Origin of the sequence: Streptomyces sp. NPDC052301 (genome assembly GCF_044593395.1) — a bacterium.
Classification (GTDB): Bacteria; Actinomycetota; Actinomycetes; order Streptomycetales; family Streptomycetaceae; genus Streptomyces.
The window spans coordinates 266,129-281,984 of record NZ_JBIUBE010000002.1; the positions used below are offsets into that span (position 1 = coordinate 266,129).

The 15,856-nt window shown below is 73.1% G+C and carries 19 protein-coding genes and 2 pseudogenes; 6 read left to right on the forward strand and 15 right to left on the reverse strand.

Translation table 11 applies throughout. The annotated features are described in order from the left end of the window. Positions 1-6 precede the first annotated feature (6 nt). The 7 genes from ACIHEJ_RS04860 to ACIHEJ_RS04890 form a co-directional block, all read right to left on the reverse strand. Positions 7-1,446, reverse strand: a complete 1,440-nt coding sequence (locus tag ACIHEJ_RS04860) for an amino acid permease (protein WP_400132205.1) — start codon at positions 1,444-1,446, stop codon at positions 7-9. Next, positions 1,443-2,177 carry a FadR/GntR family transcriptional regulator gene (locus tag ACIHEJ_RS04865; RefSeq protein ID WP_400132206.1) on the reverse strand — a complete coding sequence of 245 codons (735 nt, stop codon included), beginning with the start codon at positions 2,175-2,177 and terminating at the stop codon, positions 1,443-1,445. Before ACIHEJ_RS04865 ends, ACIHEJ_RS04860 begins: the two co-directional genes overlap by 4 nt. Before the next feature lie 118 nt (positions 2,178-2,295). Beyond that, entirely contained in the window at positions 2,296-3,132 is an 837-nt protein-coding gene (locus ACIHEJ_RS04870; protein WP_400132207.1) for an undecaprenyl-diphosphate phosphatase, read from the reverse strand. Positions 3,133-3,207: 75 nt separating this feature from the next. Further along, positions 3,208-3,582, reverse strand: coding sequence for a fluoride efflux transporter CrcB (crcB, locus tag ACIHEJ_RS04875; RefSeq protein ID WP_400132853.1), 375 nt, complete (start codon positions 3,580-3,582; stop codon positions 3,208-3,210). Between the two features lie 64 nt (positions 3,583-3,646). Further along, positions 3,647-4,108: a CrcB family protein gene (locus ACIHEJ_RS04880; protein WP_400132208.1), complete on the reverse strand. Its 462-nt coding sequence runs from the start codon at positions 4,106-4,108 to the stop codon at positions 3,647-3,649. A gap of 81 nt (positions 4,109-4,189) precedes the next feature. Next, entirely contained in the window at positions 4,190-5,149 is a 960-nt protein-coding gene (locus tag ACIHEJ_RS04885) for an SMP-30/gluconolactonase/LRE family protein (RefSeq protein ID WP_400132209.1), read from the reverse strand. 182 nt (positions 5,150-5,331) lie between these two features. Beyond that, positions 5,332-5,619, reverse strand: coding sequence for an ArsR family transcriptional regulator (locus tag ACIHEJ_RS04890; protein WP_400132210.1), 288 nt, complete (start codon positions 5,617-5,619; stop codon positions 5,332-5,334). Between the two features lie 153 nt (positions 5,620-5,772). On the opposite strand from ACIHEJ_RS04890, the gene ACIHEJ_RS04895 reads away from it, so the two are divergent. The 3 genes from ACIHEJ_RS04895 (at position 5,773) to ACIHEJ_RS04905 (ending at position 7,085) form a co-directional block, all read left to right on the forward strand. Continuing rightward, on the forward strand, positions 5,773-6,135 hold the full coding sequence (locus ACIHEJ_RS04895; protein ID WP_400132211.1) for an ABC transporter permease: 363 nt from the start codon (positions 5,773-5,775) through the stop codon (positions 6,133-6,135). 124 nt (positions 6,136-6,259) lie between these two features. Further along, on the forward strand, positions 6,260-6,610 hold the full coding sequence (locus ACIHEJ_RS04900) for a VOC family protein (RefSeq protein ID WP_400132212.1): 351 nt from the start codon (positions 6,260-6,262) through the stop codon (positions 6,608-6,610). A gap of 76 nt (positions 6,611-6,686) precedes the next feature. Further along, a complete protein-coding gene (locus ACIHEJ_RS04905) occupies positions 6,687-7,085 on the forward strand; it encodes a MarR family winged helix-turn-helix transcriptional regulator (RefSeq protein WP_400132213.1) in 399 nt (132 codons plus the stop codon). Here the strand turns inward: ACIHEJ_RS04905 and pqqB are convergent. From pqqB to ACIHEJ_RS04935, 6 genes are all read right to left on the reverse strand, one after another. After that, positions 7,082-7,972 (reverse strand): pyrroloquinoline quinone biosynthesis protein PqqB, encoded by an 891-nt coding sequence (gene pqqB / locus ACIHEJ_RS04910; RefSeq protein WP_400132214.1) that lies wholly within the window; start codon positions 7,970-7,972, stop codon positions 7,082-7,084. The two genes, ACIHEJ_RS04905 and pqqB, sit on opposite strands and share 4 nt — an antisense overlap. A gap of 360 nt (positions 7,973-8,332) precedes the next feature. Then, complete coding sequence (locus ACIHEJ_RS04915; protein ID WP_400132215.1) at positions 8,333-8,731, reverse strand: SseB family protein; 399 nt, start codon at positions 8,729-8,731, stop codon at positions 8,333-8,335. Positions 8,732-9,243: 512 nt separating this feature from the next. After that, the gene (locus ACIHEJ_RS04920; RefSeq protein WP_400132216.1) at positions 9,244-9,801 is read right to left on the reverse strand and encodes a cysteine hydrolase family protein; all 558 of its coding nucleotides are present in this window, start codon (positions 9,799-9,801) and stop codon (positions 9,244-9,246) included. Continuing rightward, positions 9,798-11,303, reverse strand: coding sequence for a purine-cytosine permease family protein (locus ACIHEJ_RS04925; RefSeq protein WP_400132217.1), 1,506 nt, complete (start codon positions 11,301-11,303; stop codon positions 9,798-9,800). The genes ACIHEJ_RS04920 and ACIHEJ_RS04925 overlap by 4 nt, the downstream gene beginning before the upstream one ends. Positions 11,304-11,419: 116 nt before the next feature. After that, positions 11,420-11,743 carry a DUF2795 domain-containing protein gene (locus ACIHEJ_RS04930; protein WP_400132218.1) on the reverse strand — a complete coding sequence of 108 codons (324 nt, stop codon included), beginning with the start codon at positions 11,741-11,743 and terminating at the stop codon, positions 11,420-11,422. Positions 11,744-11,756: 13 nt separating this feature from the next. Next, positions 11,757-11,906 (reverse strand): hypothetical protein, encoded by a 150-nt coding sequence (locus tag ACIHEJ_RS04935; RefSeq protein WP_400132219.1) that lies wholly within the window; start codon positions 11,904-11,906, stop codon positions 11,757-11,759. Between the two features lie 180 nt (positions 11,907-12,086). Between ACIHEJ_RS04935 and ACIHEJ_RS04940 the strand changes: the two genes are divergently transcribed. Further along, positions 12,087-12,281, forward strand: coding sequence for a DUF2795 domain-containing protein (locus ACIHEJ_RS04940; protein WP_400132220.1), 195 nt, complete (start codon positions 12,087-12,089; stop codon positions 12,279-12,281). Between the two features lie 240 nt (positions 12,282-12,521). On the opposite strand, the pseudogene ACIHEJ_RS04945 reads toward ACIHEJ_RS04940, so the two are convergent. Further along, positions 12,522-12,798, reverse strand: a pseudogene (locus ACIHEJ_RS04945) (MFS transporter); the annotation flags it as partial. Between the two features lie 177 nt (positions 12,799-12,975). Here ACIHEJ_RS04945 and ACIHEJ_RS04950 point away from each other — a divergent pair. Beyond that, the gene (locus ACIHEJ_RS04950; protein WP_400132221.1) at positions 12,976-14,043 is read left to right on the forward strand and encodes an NAD(+)/NADH kinase; all 1,068 of its coding nucleotides are present in this window, start codon (positions 12,976-12,978) and stop codon (positions 14,041-14,043) included. A gap of 21 nt (positions 14,044-14,064) precedes the next feature. Here the strand turns inward: ACIHEJ_RS04950 and ACIHEJ_RS04955 are convergent. After that, a pseudogene (locus ACIHEJ_RS04955) lies at positions 14,065-14,966 on the reverse strand (VOC family protein); the annotation flags it as partial. A 94-nt stretch (positions 14,967-15,060) separates the two neighbouring features. Here ACIHEJ_RS04955 and ACIHEJ_RS04960 point away from each other — a divergent pair. Continuing rightward, positions 15,061-15,855: an IclR family transcriptional regulator gene (locus tag ACIHEJ_RS04960; RefSeq protein WP_400132222.1), complete on the forward strand. Its 795-nt coding sequence runs from the start codon at positions 15,061-15,063 to the stop codon at positions 15,853-15,855. Position 15,856 lies beyond the last annotated feature (1 nt).

A 15,856-nucleotide genomic window follows, 5' to 3' on the forward strand; every position in this document is an offset into this window, starting at 1 on the left:
CGCGGGTCACGCGTCGGCGCCGGAGGACGTGCGGGATATCCGGCCGCGGACGGCGTACCAGCCCGCGACCAGCGCTGCGACGATCAGCGGCAGACAGAGCACGGTGGTGCGTCCGGCGCCGCCGTCGGCGTACATGAGGACCAGGACGGAGGCGAGGAACGCCAGCGTCACGAGTTCGGTCCAGGGGGAGCCCGGCAGCCGGTAGGAGGGCCGGATCAGCCGGCCCTCCCGGGTCTTCCGCCAGAAGAGGACGTGACAGACCATGATCATGCCCCAGGTCGCGAGGATGCCGATCGCCGCGAAGTTGAGGACGATCTCGAACGCGTCGGCGGGGACGACGTAGTTGAGGCCCACGCCGAGGACACACATACCGCTGGTCAGGAGGATTCCGCCGTACGGGACCTGGCTGCGGCTCATCCTCGCGGTGAACTTCGGGGCCGAGCCGCTCATCGCCATGGAGCGCAGGATGCGGCCGGTGGAGTACAGGCCGGAGTTGAGCGAGGACATGGCGGCGGTGAGCACGACGAGGTTCATCACGCCACCGGCCGCCGGGATGCCGATGTGCGACAGGACGGTCACGAAGGGGCTCTCGCCGGCGCTGTACTTGTTCCAGGGCAGCAGCATCGAGAGCAGGACGACGGAGCCGACGTAGAACAGGCCGACGCGCCACATGATCGAGTTGATCGCCTTCGGCATGATCTTCTCGGGGTTCTCGGTCTCGCCGGCGGCGACGCCGACCAGTTCGACGGAGGCGTAGGCGAAGACGACGCCCTGGATGATCAGCAGCATCGGCAGCAGGCCGCCCGGGAAGAGGCCGCCGTTGTCCGTGATCAGGGACGGGCCGGGGTGGTGGCCGTCGACCGGGTGCCGGGTGACCAGCAGGAAGATGCCGATGCACATGAAGACCACGAGTGCGCCGACCTTGACGATCGCGAACCAGAACTCCAGTTCACCGAAGATCTTCACCGAGATCAGGTTCACCGTCAGGACGACGGCCAGGGCCAGGAGCGCGATCACCCACTGCGGGATGTCGGAGAACATGCCCCAGTAGTGGGTGTAGGTGGCGACCGCGGTGATGTCGGCGATGCCGGTGGTCGCCCAGTTCAGGAAGTACATCCAGCCCGCGGTGTACGCGCCCTTCTCCCCCAGGAACTCCCGGGCGTACGAGACGAAGGCGCCGGAGGACGGGCGGTACAGGACGAGCTCGCCGAGGGCCCGGACGACCAGGAAGGCGAAGACGCCGCAGACGGCGTACGCGATGAACAGCGACGGCCCGGCGTCGGCGAGCCGGCCGCCCGCGCCGAGGAAGAGGCCGGTGCCGATGGCTCCGCCGATGGCGATCATGTTGACGTGCCGGTGCTTCAGGCCTTTGCTGTAGCCGGCGTCTCCGGCGTCGACATGGCCGGACGAGGGGCGCGTCTCGTCTTTGAGGTGCTGCTCGCTCACGCCGCGGGTCCGCCTTCCGTGGGGAGGTCGTCCGCCCGCTGGGGACGCACGATGTCGGTGAGGGTCGTCTCGACGCGGTCCAGGTGATGGCTCATGGCCTGCACCGCGTCGTGCTCGGAACCGTCGATCAGCGCCTCGACGATGGCCCGGTGCTCGCGGTTGGACTGCTCACGGCGCCCGCCCAGCTCGTTGAGGAAGGCCGACTGACGCGCCAGTGCGTCGCGGATCTCCTCGATGACCCGGCGGAAGACCGGGTTCTGGGCGGCCTCCGCCACGGCGAGGTGGAAGAGGGTGTCCATCGCGACCCAGGCCGTGGTGTCGGTCTCCCGCTCCATGCGGTCGAGCAGGTGGGCCAGGTGGTCCAGGTTCTCCGGGGTGCGGCGTGCCGCGGCGTATCCGGCGACCGGGATCTCGATGTGCCGGCGCACCTCGAGGAGGTCGCTGGCCGCGTAGTCGCCGAAGGTGGGGTCCTCGACGGCGCTCGCGACGACGAAGGTGCCCTTGCCGGTCCGGGAGACCGTGAGGCCCATCGTCTGCAGCGCGCGCAGCGCCTCGCGGAGCACGGGCCGGGACACCTCGAGGGTCCGGCACAGCTCGGCCTCGGAGGGGAGCTTGTCGCCTATGGCGTACTCGCCGCGCTCGATGGCACCGCGGAGGTGGGCGAGGACCGCTTCCATGGCGCTGACGCGCCGGGGAGCCCGACCACCTGTCTGGCTGTCTGACAGGTTCACGGGAGCGATCCTGCGTGTTGCGTGCCGGGCCTGTCAAGGCGCCCCGTAAAGAAACATTCACGGGGTGCGGCGCCTGAATGCAGGCATCCGCACCCCGTGGGTGCTCAGCGGGTTCGAGTCAGGCGTCGAGCACGCCGGTGGCGAGCAGGCCGAGCAGGCCGGCGCCGATGACGATCCGGTAGATCACGAAGGCGTTGAAGGAGTGCTTGGCGACGAACTTCAGCAGCCAGGCGATGGAGGCGTAGGCGACCACGAACGACACGATGGTGCCGACGGCCAGCGGGGCGGCGCCGACGCCCGCGCCGAGGGCGTCCTTCAGCTCGTAGATACCGGCGCCGGTCAGCGCCGGGATGCCGAGGAAGAACGACAGACGGGTCGCGGCGACGCGGTCCAGGTCCAGGATGAGGGCGGTGGACATCGTGGCGCCGGAGCGGGAGAAACCGGGGAAGAGCAGGGCGAGGATCTGGGAGCAGCCGACCCACATCGCGTCCTTGAAGGAGGTGTCGTCCTCACCGCGCTTGTGCCGGCCCATCTGGTCGGCGGCCCACATCACGCCGGAACCGACGATCAGCGACCCCGCGACCACCCACAGCGAGGCGAGCGGGCCGTCGATCAGGTCCTTGGCGGCCAGGCCGACCAGCACGATCGGAATGGTGGCGGCGATCACCCACCAGGCGAACTTGTAGTCGTGGTGGTAGCGCTCCTCGCGGTTGGTCAGACCGCGGAACCATGCGGAGACGATCCGCTTGATGTCCTTGAAGAAGTACACGAGCACGGCGGCGATGGCGCCGACCTGGATGACGGCGGAGAACCCGACGACGGACTTGTCGTCGACGGGGATGTTCATGAGCCCCTCGGCGATCTTCAGGTGGCCGGTGGAGGACACGGGGAGGAACTCGGTCACCCCCTCGACGATGCCGAGGACGACGGCTTGACCGACGGAGATGGCGCTCATGGGATCCAGTTCTGAGGAGAGTTGGTCGACAGTGTTGTAGACAGTAACGACTATGGCCGGCCCTATGGCAAGCGCCTAGGCCCACAGAAGGCCGGCGAGTGAAACGCCGGCGAAGGCCGCGGCCAGCCCCGCCGCCAGGCTCGCGACGACGTTCACGGCAGCGTAGAGGCCGGAGCCGGCTTCGGTCAGCCGCAGGGTCTCGTAGGAGAAGGTCGAGTACGTCGTGAGCGCGCCGCACAGCCCGGTGCCCAGCAGGAGCTGCAGGTGAGGGCCCGCGGTCCCGGCGGAGACCGCGCCGGTGAGCAGCCCGAGGACCAGCGAGCCGGTGACATTCACCACGAAGGTGCCCCAGGGGAAGACGGAGTCATGGCGGGACTGCACGGCACGGTCGGTGAGATAGCGCAGGGGTGCCCCGACCGCGGCCCCCGCGATGACCAGCAGCCAGTTCACCACGACTTCTCACCCTTCGGTTCCGCTCCGTCCGTGCCGTCCGCGCCGCGAGCGCGGTGCCGGGTCACGGCCGCCTCCCGGTCAGCACCCGGCGGGCGGCGAGCGAGGCCAGCCACACCGCGGCCAGGGCCGCGGCCGGCGTCGCGGCGAGGTACACCGGCCCGATCCCGGGGCGGTCGCCGTCGACCAGCCTGCGGATGTCGACGGCATAGGTGGAGAAGGTGGTGAAGCCACCGAGGACACCGGTGCCGAAGAAGGGGCGTACGAGGCGGTGCGCGGCCCACACCTCGGTGATCACCACCATGAACACACCGATCACCGCGCAGCCGATGACGTTGGTCCAGAACGTCGCCCAGGGGAAGTGGCCGGGTGGGGTGGGCCAGGCGAGCGCGAGACCGTAGCGGGCGCAGGCACCGAGGGCGCCGCCGATCGCGACCACCGCGACGACGGGTGCCTGGGTACGCCACTGGGACCGCCGCCGTGGCGTGGGGCGGGCACGGATGCTCTCGGCTTCCGGGGCTGTCATGCTGGTACGTCTCCTGTTCGGCCCTGCCCCGACGGGTGATCTCGGCCGGGCACCAGGGTACCGCCGGGCCTTGATCGGCTTTCACCCGGCGGCGGGCCGGGCACAGACCGCGACCCCCGGCTCCCACAGGCTGCCGAGCACCAGATGGCGGCCGGTCGCGCAGACGCTGGTGACCATGCGGAAGCCCGAGCCGCGGCGGGTGAGGTGGTGCAGGGTCCGGCCCTCGTCGTCCAGGGCCAGTACTCCGATCGTCCGGCCCGGACGGAACGGTGCGTGGACGGCGGCCCGGGCGGCGGCGGCCCGGACGGCGGGCGGGGTGCGGTGCAGGAGGTCCAGCGGAGGGACCCGCGGGGCCGCCAGGGCGACCCAGATCGGCCCGTCGGAACCCTCGCGCCAGAGGTTGTCCGGCATGCCGGGGACGGCGGCGAAGAGGTCGGTGCGGCCGGCGCGGGGGCCGGTGAGGTGGTAGCGGGTGAGGCGGCAGGCGCCGGTCTCGGCGATCACCAAGAACGATCCGTCGGCGCTCGAGGCGAGGCCGTTGGCGAACTGCAGCCCCTCCAGGACGACTTCGGGGGCACCGCCCTCGGCGGGGATCCGGAGCAGCCGCCCGGTGCCGGTGTGTTCGACTATGTCGCCGATCCACTGGTGGAGCGGGTACCGGCGGCTGGAGACGGTGACGTACACGGTGCCGTCCGGCAGGACGACGGCGTTGCTGCAGAAGCGGAGCCGCTCCCCCGCCACCGAGTCGGCGAGGACGCGGACGGTGCCGTCCCCGGTCTCGACGCGCAGCAGGCCGCGTTCCGCGTCGCACACCAACAGGGCGCCGTCCGGGAGGAGTTCGAGGCCCAGCGGGCGTCCGCCCGGCTCGGCCAGCACCTCGACCCGAGCGGTGAGCGGGTCGCCGAGGTGATGGACGCGCAGGATGCGGCCGTCCTCCGTGCCGGTCAGCACACGCCCGTGCGGGTCGGCGACCACGTCCTCGGGGCCACGGGCGCCCAGGGAGACGTAGTGGAGCGGAACGAGGTCCGTGCGTCGGTCCATGTGCGGTGCCCTTCGCCGTCGGTCGGCCCATCCTGACAGGTCGCCGTCCGCCGACCGAGCCCTTCCGGACGATCGGGCGCCTCGGGCGGGTGTCCCGCCGAGCGAGGTTCGTCGGACGCGGGCGCCCCGCGAGGCTGCGGCGCTGTCGCGCGGGTCCGCCCCGCGGCACGGCGGTCCCCCCCTCACCAGCCCTTCTCGAACATCCGGGCCACCTCGGCGATACGGACCTCGTCGCGCCGGTAATGCGTGCGGCAGCGGATCCGCCGGGTGCGCAGCACGCCGAGGCGGGCGAGGAAGTCGAGGTGGGCGGCGGCGGTCCGGCGCGGCACGCCGAGTTTGGCGGCCACGGCCCGGGCGGTGACGCCGGTCTCGACGGGGTCGCCGTGGCCGTGTGCCGGGAAGTGGGCCGCCGGGTCCTTGAGCCAGTACAGGATGTCCCGCCGTGTGCGCCCCGAGGGAGTCCTCAGCATGCGTCCCCTCCGCCCCCCTCCGTCCTGCCCGCTCATGGAGCGTTTTGCCCACTGTCGGGCCGGTGACTCCGCCGCGTCCGGAACTCCCCGAGCGTTGTCCGATACCGAACGGCAGTGCGACCGGATCGCGTGGCGGCGAGGGGTGCGGCGAGGGTGCGGACGGCGAACACGGCCGTCCTCAACACCCACGACCGGCGCCGCGACCTCGGCATGCTGAAGTCGATCGGCATGACCCCGCGCCAGGTGACGGTGATGACGGTGCCGTCGATGACGGTGCTCGGCGCGATCGGATCGGTGCTCGGTGTCCCGCTGGGCATCGCCGCCCACGAGGCCGTCGTCCCACGGATGGCCGCGAGGGTCGACATCACCCTCCCGTCCTTCGTGACGGACGTCTGGCACGCGTCACGGCTGGCGGAACTGGCGGTGACGGGCCTCGTGATCTCCGTGCTCGGCGCGCTCGTCCCCGCCCGGCGTGCAGCGCGCCCGACCGTCGCGGAAGTGCTGCGCAGCCGGTGACCGCGCCGCCGGGCAGTCCGTCGCGACCGGTCAGGATCCGAGAAGCCGTGGCGGGCCCGCCGGCCCTAGCGTGGTGGCACCGACGAGGAACCCGTCGGCCCCCGCGACAACAGGAGTGAATGCCATGACCGCCGGCCAGCAGACGATCATCTACCCCGTCAAGGACAAGGACCGCAGCAAGGCCCTGTTCACCGTGCTGCTGGGCGTCGAGCCGTACGTCGACGAGCCGTACTACGTCGGCTACAAGGCCGCCGGTCAGGACATCGGCCTCGACCCGAGCGGGCACGCCAAGGGCATGACCGGGCCGGTGCCGTACTGGCACGTGACGGACCTGCGGGAGCGTCTCGCCGCCCTGCTCGAGGCCGGGGCGGAGCTGCTCCAGGACGCCCAGGACGTCGGCGGCGGCCGTTTGATCGCCTCCGTGAAGGACCCCGACGGCAACCTGGTGGGCCTGCTCCAGGACGGCGCCGCCTGACGGCTCAGCGGAACCGACTGCACAGGCCACTAGTTGCATACTCAACAATTGGCGGGATCGGTGCTACGGTGCCGGTATGGCAGTCAAGACGGCCGACGCCCGGCTCGAGGAGCGGTGGCGGGGCATCCTCGCGGTCCACGCGCGCACGATGTGCGAGATCGACCGGGCCCTGCACCCGTACGGGCTGGGCGCCAGCGACTTCGAGGTGCTGGACATCCTGGTCTCCGAGCCGCCCGGGCACGGTGACCAGTGCCGGGTGCAGAACCTGGTCGGACGGGTCCATCTCAGCCAGAGCGCGTTGTCCCGGCTGATCGGCCGGCTGGAGAAGGACGGTCTGGTGGAGCGCTCGGTGTGCGCCGAGGACCGGCGCGGGGTGTGGGTGGCGCTCACCCCCAGGGGCCGCGAACTGCACACCGAGGTGCTGCCGCTGCAGCGGGCGGTACTGGAACGGATGCTGGCCGGGCAGGAGCGCTAGAGCACCAGCTCGGCCCCGTCCGGCAGTACCTCGACGCCCTCCTCGGCGACACGCGCGCGTGCCGGTGAGGCGGGGTCGAGCAGCGGGTTCGTGTTGTTGAGGTGGGTGTAGATCCGGCGCACGCCGAGGTGGCGGGCGATCGCGGCCAGGGTGCCGTCCGGGCCGGTGACCGGCAGATGTCCGGTGGCGGCCTGCCCGGCGCCGGAGCGCAGCGCCGTGCCCATCTCGTCGTCCGCGTAGAAAGTGCCGTCCAGCAGTACGCAGTCGGCCTCGGCGCACAGCTCCTCCAGGGCGGGGCTCCAGGCGCCGACGCACGGCGCGTACACCAGCACTCCGCCGCTGGCCAGGTCCTCGATGCGGTACGCCGTCACCCAGGGGGCGGCAGGCCCCGGGACCTGCGCCGGCACGTACTTCGGGATCTTCACGCCGACCGGGTGGGCGGTGACGACCAGCCCGCCGGCCAGCACGAAACCGCCGTCGGCCAGGCTGTCCGCCCACTCCCAGGTCGTGTAGCGGTCCAGGGCGGCGCGTACCGGGGCCAGGACGGCACGGACCGTCGGCGCCGCGTAGACCTTCAGGTCCGCCGCTCCGCGCAGCTCGGTGAGGCCCGCGACGTGGTCGGCCTCGGCGTCGGTGAGCAGCACCCCGCGCAGTGGGGTGACCCGCGGCGCAGGGCCGGGCCACAGGGCCGGGGTGGCGATGAGCTGGGTGCGCAGGTCGGGCGAGGCGTTGAGCAGCCACCAGTCGCGGCCGTTGCCGGTGACCGCGGCGCACTCCTGGGTGCGCGAAGGCAGCTCGCCGGCCCGGGCGGCGGCGCACAGCGCACAGGCGCAGTTCCACTGCGGGAAGCCGCCCCCGGCGGCGGTGCCCAGCAGGACGACCCTCACGACCATCGGCTCCTTCGCACTCGCCCGGACTGTCTCCCGCTGGGATCTTCCCTGCGGGAGCCGGACGCCCACCCCGGAGCGGGGGGGCAGTTCCGGCCGTCCTCGGCCGTCCGCGGCCGAGAACCGACCCGACCGGGCCGTGCACGCCGCCTTCGCCCCTTCGCCCTCCTTCACCCCTGCGGCACCTGCGCCGAGTTCGCCGCCTCCCCCGCGTTCGCCGCGCGAAGCGGACAAGGACCGCGTCCTGCGGAGTGCCGAACCGGGGTGGGCCCACCTATCGTGTGCCTTTCGGTGTCCGAAAAGGCCGCCCTGGGGGTGAGCGGAGGTCGGCGCCGCTCACCCCCGGCCCGGGCCGTCGGCTCAGCGCGCGAGCAGCGTACGCACCCCCTGCGAAGTGAGCGTCAGCCCGTGTGAGGAGCTGCCGTCGATGGCGAGGGAGAGGTCCTCCTCGGGCCACTGCGAGGCCAGTGCGCCGAGCGGGATGAGGCGGTAGCGCGAGACGAACGGCAGCAGTTCGGCCATCTCGCCCTCCGAGGTGAACACGGGGACGACGGGGTCGCCTCCGGGCTGTTCCAGGATGGGCAGGGCCACCGTCGTCGCGTCGGCGCCCTCCCCGTCGATCGCGTCGTCCGGCACCGGGACGAGCACGTCGCTGTGGGCGAGGGTGTCCAGGGCGCTCTGGTCCTCGGCGTTCACGGCCAGCGCGTCCAGCGCCTGCTGGGCCGGCGTGGGCAGGTCGTCGTGTGCGGGTGTTTCCATGGCAGATCCCCTGGTAGCGGCGGTCGTACGGGCCTCCCGGGCGGCTCCGCGCCCGGGTGTGCTCCGCCTCGCGTACCCGGGGGGCTGCGGGACCATGCGTGAGGATCGGCGGGAGGTCCGGTGGCGGGCCCATGGTGGGAAGGGGACGCGAGGGCGACCGTGGCCGACACGCACCCGCCCGGTGACCTCAGGGCAGGGCCGCACGCCGCTGCGGCCTCGCCCCCCCGGCGCCGAGCCGGGCGCCCTCATCCGCGTCCGGTTCCCCGGCCCGCTCCGCGTCCTTCTCGGGGGACGTCCGGCGGCGGGGGCGCTTTCTCACGCCCCCCGTACGGCGAGCGCACCCGGGCGGGCGCGCCCTCGCGGGACCAGGGCGCGGACCGGGCCGAGCCGGTCGTACGGCCTGCGCCGATCCGCCGGGCGAGGGCGCGTTCGCCCGGCGGCCGCTCCCCCGGCCGGTGCGGAACGTCCCGGGGAGGATGGACCGGCCTGCTGAGCCCACGGCGGATCGACGGTCACGGATCGGGCCGCGCGAGCAGGTCGGTGAGGACGGTGACCCTGATCAGCGGCCGGTACAGCTCCATGATCTGCAGCGCCTTCAGGTGGGAGTCGTCGTCCACGCCCGCGCAGGCGTCGGCCACGACCAGTACCTCTGCGCCGGCGTCGGCGGCGGCCAGGGCGGTGGACAGGACGCAGCACTCGGTGCTGACGCCGGCCAGGACCAGCCGGCCGCCCGGGCCGACGCGGCCCGCGAGGTCCGGCGTCCACTTGCCGAACGAGGGCGCGTCCACGACGTGGCCGGCCAGGCCCGCGAACTCGTCCGACAGGTCCCAGAGCGCGGCGTCCGGCGGCTGCAGGGCGAAGGGCCACTGGTCGTAGTAGGCGCGCCAGGCTCCGGCCGGCCGCTCGGGGGCGAGGAAGCGGGTGAAGGTGACGCGGCCGGCGAAGGCCGGCAGCAGGCGTCGTACTCCTTCCGCGGCGTCGGCGTAGCGCGGGGTGGCCCACGGGCTCGCCGGGTCGGCGAAGACACGCTGCATGTCGATGACGGCGAGATGTCCGGGTACACCGGTCATGTGCGGTACACCCCTTCGTTCGGGGACGGGCTCGGCACCTGGGCCTCCTGGTCCCGTACGGGGGCCCGGCCCAGCAGCAGGGTGCCGGCGAAGCCCAGTGCCAGGGCGGCCAGCACGCCCAGGTTGGCGTATGCCCAGGCGCCCGTCCTGCCGCCGAGGCCGAGCGGCCCCAGCAGATAGCCCTGCCAGGTCAGCCAGTGCGCCGTGGTGTTGGTGACCAGGCCCCAGCCGACGGCCGTCGCGGCGAGGGTGAGGAGCAGGGGCCGCAGCGGGACGTCGCCGTAGCGGCCGTGCGGCCGGTACAGGTCCGCGTCGTCGTAGTCGCGGCGGCGCAGGGCGATGTCGGCGAGCAGGACGCCGCACCAGGCGGCGATGGGCACGCCGAGCGTGGTGAGGAAGCCCATGAACGGGCCGAGGAAGTCTCCGGCGAAGAACACGATGTAGACGGAGCCGGCGATCATCAGGACACCGTCGAGGAGGGCGGCCAGAGGGCGGGGCACCGGCAGACCGGCGGAGAGCAGGGCCAGACCGGAGGAGTAGATGTCGAGGACGGCGCCGCCGACCAGGCCGAGGACGGCGACGACGGCGAACGGCACCAGGAACCAGGTGGGCAGGATCGTCGTCAGCGCGCCGATCGGGTCGGCCGCGACGGCCGTGCTCAGCTTCGGCGAGGAGCCGGCCAGCAACAGCCCGAAGACCAGCAGGAGCAGCGGGGCCACCGAGGCGCCGAACGCGGTCCATCCGATGACGCCGCGGTTCGACGAGGTCCGGGGCAGATAGCGGGAGTAGTCGGCGGCGGCGTTGACCCAGCCGAGGCCGAAGCCGGTCATCATGAACACCAGCGCGCCCATGAACTGCTGGGCGGAACCGGCCGGGACGGCGCTGACCGTGCCCCAGTGGACATGGTCGGCGACGAGTGCGACGTAGACGAGCGTGAGCACCCCGGTGACGACGGTGATCAGGGTCTGCAGGCGCATGATCAGATCGAATCCCATGACGCCGCCGACCACGGTCAGCGCGGCCACCACCAGCAGCGCGACCACCTTCGTCCCGGTGCCGCCGCCCCAGCCGAGGCGGGTGAAGACGGTCGCCGTCGCCAGCGTGGCGAGGGCGGTGAGGACGGTCTCCCAGCCGACGGTGAGCATCCAGGAGACCAGCGAAGGCAGCCGGTTTCCGCGCACCCCGTACGCGGCCCTGCTGAGCACCATCGTCGGGGCCGATCCGCGCTTCCCCGCGACCGCGACGAACCCGCACAGCAGGAAGGAGGCGACGATGCCGAGCACGCCCGCGGCGAGGGCCTGCCAGAAAGAGATGCCGAAGCCGAACGCGAAGGCGCCGTAGCCGATCCCGAGGACGGAGACGTTCGCGCCGAACCAGGGCCAGAACAGCGCACGCGGGGTGCCCTTGCGCTCTGCGTCGCCGATCACGTCGAGGCCGTGCGTCTCGACCCGCAGGGGACGGCCGGCGGATCCGCTGTCGGGAGAGTCCTGCGGGAGTGTCATCGCGACCTGCCTGTCTAGACGTGTTCACGTCACGCTAGGAAGGTGCGCGCAGAGCGTCAAGGCGGCCCGGTCCGGCACGCCCGATGGGGGGTGGTGCGGACGGGCCGCTCTCGCGCTCAGCGGTCGAACTCCTCCTGGATCGGCGTACGCGGCTCCTCCCGCAGGTGCTGGGAGATGCCGGGTTTGCCGCCCTTCCGGGCCTCTTCCGCCCGCTGCGCGGCACTGTGGCCGGGGTCCGGGTCCGGATCCACCCGAACCGACCGCGCCACGTCGTCCCGCCCGCTGTACTGCTCGGCCGGAATGCCCCGCAGGGCCCTGACCACCTCCTCCGACGCGCCCGCACCGCGCGCCGCCGCGACCAGATCGTCCTTCCCGGCCGGATAGGTGACGTCCTTCAGCGCGGCCAGCACCTCGGGGACGCTGGTGTGTGCCGTGGTCATGCCGCCTCCCTTTTCACTCGTCGCCCTGCCCGGCACTCTCGTCGGCGTCCGGGCTCGCGGTGTCCTCCCCCTCCGCCTGGGACGGAGTGGTCCGCGGCGGCTGCCCCTCCGCCCCGTCGGGCTCCGGCTCGCCCTCCGCCTGGGACGGGGTGTACTCGCTCATCAGGGCCTCCCGCGCGCCTGCCGTGCCTGTTCTGAAGTTTTCGGGTACCCGTCCGGCCGGACTCCCACGACCGGGCCGAAGGCGTGAATCCGCTTCCGCCGCGTGGGTACCTGACCGGTCCGGCGCAGCATGCGGCGCCGGTGGAACAGACCGAGAACCACCTCACCGCCTGGAGGAACCATGGCGGGTATCAGCCCTCCCGATCTGCAGAAAGCCCTCTCCGGCGCGGAGTACCCGGCCGACTCGGAACAGCTCCGGAAGGTCGCCGAGAAGAACCATGCGCCCCGGGAGGTCACCGAGCGGATATCCCACCTCGGGAAGAAGGAGTTCCAGAACCCGGCCGAGGTGAGCAAGGCCGTCTTCCGGAACGAGTGACCGAGCATCCGGACCGGGCACGGCGGTCCCGGCCCCCGAGGCCGGGCCGCCGCGTCGCGTGCCCCGCGTGCACCCGCGCGGAAAAGAAGGGGGCGTGTCACCCCTGCCACCCCCACGCGGAAGGCCGGTACGGCAGCCGCTTCCGGCGGCCGTACCGTGACGAAGGGCCGCTGACACCGTGCCGTCTCACGACGGCGGACGCGCTGCGCCGTCGGGCCTCCCGGCCGGCCCGACGCGGGCCTACCGGCCGGCCGGGGCGGCCGGCTCGGACAGGGTGCGGAGGACGAGCCGGCTCAGCAGCGGCACCACGATCAGCGGTGCCAGGGCCGTCCGCAGGGAGGTCGCTTCCGCGAGACGGCCCACGAGAGGGCTCACCAGGCCACCGACGCCGACCGCCGGCCCGAGGGGGACCCCGCCGGCCGTGCCGACCCGCGAGGGCAGGTGGTCCTGGCCCAGCGTGACCCTGCGGCGGGAACGGAACGTACAGACCGGCCGAGGTCAGCGCCACGCACAGGTAGGCCGTCGCGACCTCCTGACGACAGGCCGTCGGCCCGCGACAGCTCGGCGGAAGCCGCCGGCCCGGCGGTGAGAGCCGAAGCGGCCCGGGAGACGGGGTGCCTGCGGCGTGGCGAGTGCGGTGCCGGGCGGTGCAGCATGGGGATGGCGCTCGAGAGCAGCCGACGTGGAGGTGCCCATGACGGTGAGCCGGATCGGTCTGGTCGTGCACGGCGGCCGGCCCGAGGCCGTGGCGGCCGCGCGGACGGTGCGCGAGTGGTGCGACGAGCACGCGGTGGGATGCACGGACATCGACGTGTGGCAGGAGGGCGCGCGGCACAGCGCCCGCGAGGAGGTCGACTCCGCGGGAGATCCGGATCTGATCGTCACGCTCGGCGGTGACGGCACTTTTCTGCGCGGGGCCCGGCTGGCGGCCGAGAACGACGCCCTGGTCCTCGGCGTCGACCTCGGGCGGGTGGGCTTCCTGACGGAGGTCCCGGCCACGGCGGTGCGCACGGCGCTGGACGCGGTGCGGCAGGAGCGGATCGACGTCGAGAGCCGGATGCTGCTCACCATGCGGGCGTCGTGCCGGCTGGAGGTGCCCACGCAGATGGAGGCACTGCTGCAGTGCGGCCGCGGGCCGATGCTGCCGCCGCCCCGGGTGCGCGCGGACTGTGTGGTGGGGGACGACTGGGGCGTCGCCCTGGACGTCACCGCGCTCAACGACATCGTGGTGGAGAAGCTGGCCAGGGACCGGCAGGTGTCGGTCGCGGTCTATCTGGCCGGCCGGCTGCTCGCCTCCTATTCCGCCGACGCCCTGCTCGTGGCCACGCCCACCGGCTCCACCGCGTACAGCTTCGCCGCCGGCGGTCCGGTGGTCTCGCCCCGGGCGGAGGGACTCGTCTTCACGCCGGTCGCCCCGCACATGGTGTTCAACCGCTCGGTCGTCGCCGCTCCCGACGAGCCGATCGCCCTGCGGGTGCTCGAACGGTCGGGCCAGGCCGCCGTCAGCATCGACGGGCAGCTTCGGGGCGTGCTCGGCCCCGGGGACTGGATCGGGGTGTACGCCGCCCCGCGCCGGCTCAAGGCGGTCCGGCTGGGGCCGACGGACTTCTACGGCCGGCTGCGCGAGCGGATGAACCTCACCGACGCACCGGCCGCGCTCGCCGACGGACGGGCCGCTCCGCTGTGGCCGGTGAAGACGCCACGCCCGGGCGACCTCGCTCACCTCGCCCTGCCGCCCGGCGCGCCCGACGAACGGTCCTGACGCCGTGCCGTTCCGGGGGGCCTACCTGCGCCGGGCGGCCAGCCGTACGCCGGCGTCGGCGGCGCCGTGGCCGCGGTAGCCGCCGGTGCGCTGCACGAACTCGAAGAAGACGTCCCCGACGGTCCGCGTGCAGCAGTGCCGGAACTCGCCCCCCTGCTCGTCGCGGTCGTGGAGGATGCCGAGATCCCGTACGTCTCCAGCTCGCCGTCGGGGAACTCGTGGCGTGCCGCCAGGTCGTCGTAGTGGTTCGCGGCTACGGGCAGCGGGCGGGCGCCCGCCGTGCGGAAGCGGCGCACCGCCGCGACCAGGTCGGTCACGGCGAAGGCCACGTGCTGCGGCCGGACGCCGTCCTCGTCCGCGGGGCCGGGGGCGAGGCTGAGGACCAGCCGGGGGCCGCCGTGCGGGGCGGACAGCGCCCGGCTGCGGAACAGGCCGTAGGGGTCGGCGAGTTCGACGGCGTCCTGGGGGCTCAGGCCCAGCACGGCGCGGTGGAAGAGCACGGCTTCGTCGAAGTGGTGCCAGGTCTGGGTGAGCGCGAGATGGTCGAAGCCGGTGACGTCCGTGGGCGGGTTCCCGGTGGTGCGTACGAAGTCGTCCGTCGAGTCGGGGAATCCGGCACGCCGGTGGCGCAGAAGAGGATCTCGGTGCCGTCCGGCGCCGCGATCGACTCCAGGGGGACGTCCTCGGTGGACCGGCGCTTCGGCAGGGCGGGGGCCAGGAGGGCCTCGGCGCGGCGGGCGGAGGCGTCCGGGTCGGGGGACTCCAGGCCGATGCCCGCCCGCCGGAGTGGTGCGCGCGCGGCGGGCCCGGCCTGCGGCGTCGACCAGGACGCGGGCGTGACCCTGTTCCCCCAGCTCGACGGGCTTGCCGCGGTGGCGGGCGGTGCGGGTGAAGCCGAGCGCGGTCAGCAGCTCGCCGACGGGTGCGGGTCGCCGATGGCGACGGTGGAAGGCCCGCGCAGCCCTAGGATGGGTGCCCGGTCGGGGGTGATGCACCGACACGACGGGGAGGCGGCAGGTGAGCGACAGAGGGACGCGGCCGGGGGGCGACCGGGAGCAGCAGTCCACCGGCGTACGGAGCGTGCGCCGGGCGTTCGACATCCTGAACCTGCTCGACGAGGACCGCCCCGTCATCAGCCTGCGGGAGATCACCGACGCCACCGGACTGGCGAAGACCACCGTACTGCGGCTGGTGCAGACGCTGGAGGAGAGCGGCCTGCTGTGGTCGAACCACTCCGGCTACACGGCCGGGCCCGCGCTGTGGCGCTGGGCCTACCTCGCGCGCAGCCAGTGGGAGGTCCCCCGGGAGACGCGCAAGGTCATGCGGGACCTCGCCGACCGGCTCGGGGAGACCGTCAACCTGTTCGTCGCCCGCGACGTGCACCGCGTCTGCGTGGCCCATGAGGAGAGCCCCCACCCGTTGCGCCACGTCGTGGACGTCGGCGACGAGCAGCCGCTGTGGGCCGGCGCCTCCTCCAAGGTCCTGCTGCGCGACGCCTCCGAGTCCCGGCTGCGCCGCATCGCGCTGTCCTCACCGCAGGGCGAGGCCCTGACCGGGCAGTTGCTCGGCTGGGCGGCGGAGGCGGCCGAGCGCGGCTACGCGGTCAGCACCAGCGAGTGGGACGAGGGGCTGACCGCCGTGGCGGTACCGGTCACCGGGGGCACCGGCCGGGTCGTCGCCTCGCTCTCGCTGAGCGGCCCCAGCCACCGCTTCCCGTACGAGGCCGTCGAGCGCTTCGCCACGGAACTCGCCGAGGCCGCCCGTCTCATCTGCGAGCAGGGCTTCGACCATCCGCTGGGCAGCACCGGCTGAC